This is a genomic window from Thermodesulfobacteriota bacterium, from assembly GCA_036397855.1.
Taxonomy (GTDB): domain Bacteria; phylum Desulfobacterota_D; class UBA1144; order Nemesobacterales; family CSP1-2; genus DASWID01.
Map to the genome: position 1 here is coordinate 1 of DASWID010000115.1, position 3,444 is coordinate 3,444.

5 protein-coding genes are annotated in these 3,444 nt (G+C 40.1%); 2 read left to right on the forward strand and 3 right to left on the reverse strand.

Annotation, left to right across the window (positions count from 1 at the left end; all coding sequences use genetic code 11):
• Positions 1 to 27: 27 nt before the first annotated feature.
• The 3 genes from VGA95_09210 to VGA95_09220 all read right to left on the reverse strand — a co-directional run bounded on the left by VGA95_09210 (position 28) and on the right by VGA95_09220 (position 2,134).
• Positions 28 to 354, reverse strand: coding sequence for a hypothetical protein (locus VGA95_09210; GenBank protein HEX9666720.1), 327 nt, complete (start codon positions 352 to 354; stop codon positions 28 to 30).
• A gap of 110 nt (positions 355 to 464) precedes the next feature.
• Positions 465 to 1,082, reverse strand: a complete 618-nt coding sequence (gene tmk / locus VGA95_09215) for a dTMP kinase (protein ID HEX9666721.1) — start codon at positions 1,080 to 1,082, stop codon at positions 465 to 467.
• A 365-nt stretch (positions 1,083 to 1,447) separates the two neighbouring features.
• On the reverse strand, positions 1,448 to 2,134 hold the full coding sequence (locus tag VGA95_09220) for a gamma-glutamyl-gamma-aminobutyrate hydrolase family protein (GenBank protein HEX9666722.1): 687 nt from the start codon (positions 2,132 to 2,134) through the stop codon (positions 1,448 to 1,450).
• 129 nt (positions 2,135 to 2,263) lie between these two features.
• Here VGA95_09220 and VGA95_09225 point away from each other — a divergent pair, with 129 nt between their 5' ends.
• Together VGA95_09225 and VGA95_09230 are read left to right on the forward strand one after the other, a co-directional pair.
• A complete protein-coding gene (locus tag VGA95_09225; protein HEX9666723.1) occupies positions 2,264 to 2,614 on the forward strand; it encodes a hypothetical protein in 351 nt (116 codons plus the stop codon).
• A gap of 40 nt (positions 2,615 to 2,654) precedes the next feature.
• On the forward strand, positions 2,655 to 2,783 hold the full coding sequence (locus VGA95_09230; GenBank protein HEX9666724.1) for a hypothetical protein: 129 nt from the start codon (positions 2,655 to 2,657) through the stop codon (positions 2,781 to 2,783).
• Positions 2,784 to 3,444 lie beyond the last annotated feature (661 nt).

Consider the following 3,444-nt stretch of genomic DNA (forward strand, 5'->3'; position numbering starts at 1 on the left):
TTTTGTAACTCGTGGCCGATTATGTTATCAAAGTGCATTGTTATCAAATTTGATTGTGTAGTAGATTGTTACTTTAATGTCAATCATCTCATTTTTGTAGAAGCCAGATATTTCAGGGTCACGATCTTTAAAACTATTTTCTTCTTTTATCATACCGTTCTTTCTACCTTCTTTGTCTTGATACAAAAGAAGCGATCCTTCGATCCTTCGATGAAACTCAGGGCTCAGGACAAGGCTGTCCAAAAATTTGCTAAAATCCACACCAAAATCTCCTCCCCCAACGTGTTGGGGGAGGATTAAGGTGGGGGGAGTAAACCTCTCTATAACCCAATTCGTTGCTAAGTTTCTAGTCATTTTCTATCAACCCCCATCCTAACCTTCCCCCTTTATTTAAGGGGGAAGGGATCTTTATTAAAGAGGGATTTAGGGAGATTTTAACGTCCACCCAGCCTCTTATCCCCCGATCATTTTGAATTTAAATGTGAAAGAACCAAGCTACGTATTTCGTCCTGCAAAACACTCAGATCCTTCGCGGCATTTAATATTCTTATCCTAGCCGGTTCGTCTTTTGCTATCAACATGTACCCCTGTCTTACACGCTCATGAAAATCGAGGGGCTCATCATCCATTTTGGTTCTGTCGTCCCTTTGGTCTAACCTAGACAATCCCTTCTTAACCGGAATATTAAGTAGTACTGTAAGCTTGGGGTGTACGTCTAGCGCGGATGCCTTTGCTAGCCTTTTCACGAGTGTGAGATCAAGCCTGCGTGCGTATCCCTGATAAACAATAGTAGAATCATAGAACCGGTCACAAATTACTATTTGACCGTCCCTGAGTTTCGGTATTATAAAGTCCTTAACATGCTGGGCTCTGTCTGCACAAAAAAGGCATAGTTCTGCAATTGGGTCTAATTCCAGCTCTCTCTCTTCCAATAGCATCCTTCTTATGAGTTTTCCTAAAGCACCCCATCCCGGCTCTCTGGTAAGTGATACCGTGTAACCCTTTAGCTCGAGAAATTCCTTTAGAAGCTTTGCCTGCGTACTCTTCCCACTACCCTCGATACCCTCAAATGTTATAAACATATTGGGCCCCTCAAAACGATTATAGTTAAGTTCTAAATTCTTTGGCTTTCGCAAAAGAGTTACTTGATAATATTTATAACTCATTATCAAGATTCAGGAATCCTACCATAAGATTGGGAAAGTTGTAAAATCAGTTTAACTGATCAATGAATGACCCGGAAAATACCTCCCAAGGTCGTGACTCTTTCTCGTTAACATATAAATACAGACTCACAGGTGCGCTCTGAACTATTTCAAAGATACTGCTATTCTATCACCGACATTCATTGAGCCTGAAAGGGTACAAACATAAGCGTCCAACCACAGGTATTGTTAGAAGTTCCAAAGGTACTGTAATAACTCAGAAATGCAATCTGGCATCCGTTTTATTTTCTGCACTCGTCTATAAAGGCCGTGAAAATTCTTTTTGAAATTTCACTAGATTCTAACTCGGCGTGCCACTGGATTCCAACTACAAACGATTCGATCGATTCCACACCCTCAATAACATCATCCGGAGATTTAGCACAAACCCTTAATCCGTTTCCCAACACCTTTATGGACTGATGATGATAACTCCTACTAATAAAGGTTTCATTATTCACAATTGCCCTGAGTTTTGTGCCCCCTAGTAGATGTATCTCATGTTCAAACCCATTTTCATGGCAGAGTGCGCCGGGTAATTGCGAACTTATGTCCTGATATAGCGATCCTCCGAAGAAAACATTTATTAGCTGCATCCCTCCGCAAATGCCCAAAACAGGCAGCTTATTTCTTACGGCGTTTTCAAGCGCTGTAATTTCCGATTCTGTTCTTTCAAGACTCATTGGTCTCAGTTTGGGATGCGGCTCCTCATCGTAAAACTTGGGATCCATATCCCTCGAACCAGGTAGTAAGAGACCATCAATTTCCAAGAACACCTCTTCAAGTAAGCCGATTTTTTCAGGAATAGAAGGAAGAAGAACAGGAAGTCCTCCAGCATCTGCCACGGCCAAAGCATACTTGCTCTCTATTTGAAAATTCCCATCTTTTATATCTGTAGTTATGCCTATAAGCGGTTTGGATTTATTCATTACACTAAATTTAACAAAATTCCCAGGTTTACGCTAACTTCACTTTGCTTACATACCGATCAATTCTTTCGGGAAATACTTTATAATCGCTCAAAATAATATTTATGGTAGTATTTTGCTGAAATAAAAATGAAAATAATTAGATGTTTGCCTGTTGCCTTATTTCTTATCCAATTTCCAATGCTTTTGCTGTCGGGTTGCGAGGGACTATTTAATCCTTTTACAGGTGAGTGGAAGGCAGGTATTATCACACTCGAATTTAAAGCCGATAAATACTTCAAACTTATCATAGGTGATACAATTTCAATTAACCTAAAGGGAAAATACAGCTATAACAAGAATACACTAATTCTAAATATCGATGGCGGCAGCGCTGTAAGTTTTTCCTATGAATTTAACAAAGAAAAGAACGAACTCTTATTGACTCCGGAAGCAGAATTCGAATATATAAAAACTACTGTAAGATTTCACAGGGAATGATTTTACAAGCGATGACTCTATCACACTGGGCGAGTCTCCTGTGTTTAAAGAGGCACTCATAGAGAATCAGCAAGAGCCTATTACGGCACAATCCATTGCTGTAGAGGGGAGAGTCATACCTGTAGATGTTAGATATTTCGTGGGCAAGCTCCTACAATCTCATGAATAGATTTATTTTCATTAATCCCTTTCAGAATGAAAAAAGCTTCAACGGAATTCCAAAAATTGCGTTAATAGGATGAATGTCATAGTTAGTCATGCTGAACTTGTTTCAGCATCTCTCGTTTTGATTAGATCCTGAAATATATTCAGGATGACCGGGTTGTGGTCGAATTAAATTTTTTAGACGTTATGTCATCCCCGAAATCAGTAGTCGGGGATCCATCCCCGCCACAAACGTGCGGGGACAGGCTCTGGATTCCCTATTAAGCCCGTGCTCGAACGTTTCCCCGATAAATTCTTTCGAGGACAAGTCTGTCGGGTAGAATTAGGGAATGACAACAAGGGGGTTAGCCTTGTTCTGAACAGTTTAATCGAAGGGCCTGTCCTGAGTCCTAAGTTCTGAGCATTGCATTGTCGAAGAATCGAAGGGTCGAAGGATCGAAGGGTTGCTTCTTTGTACCTGTGCTGAACCATGTCCTGACGATAGGTCAGGATCTATTCAGTATCAAGACAAAGAAGTGAGAGACAAAAAACAAAAATTCTAAGGAGGAGCAAGATGATAAGAACCAAGTCAGATTTTAAAGCAGATTCAAATAATCAAATCAAAAAGGAAAAATTCATAGCGCATAAGGCCGTTGTCTTAAAGCTATTCATTATCTTCAGCCTTA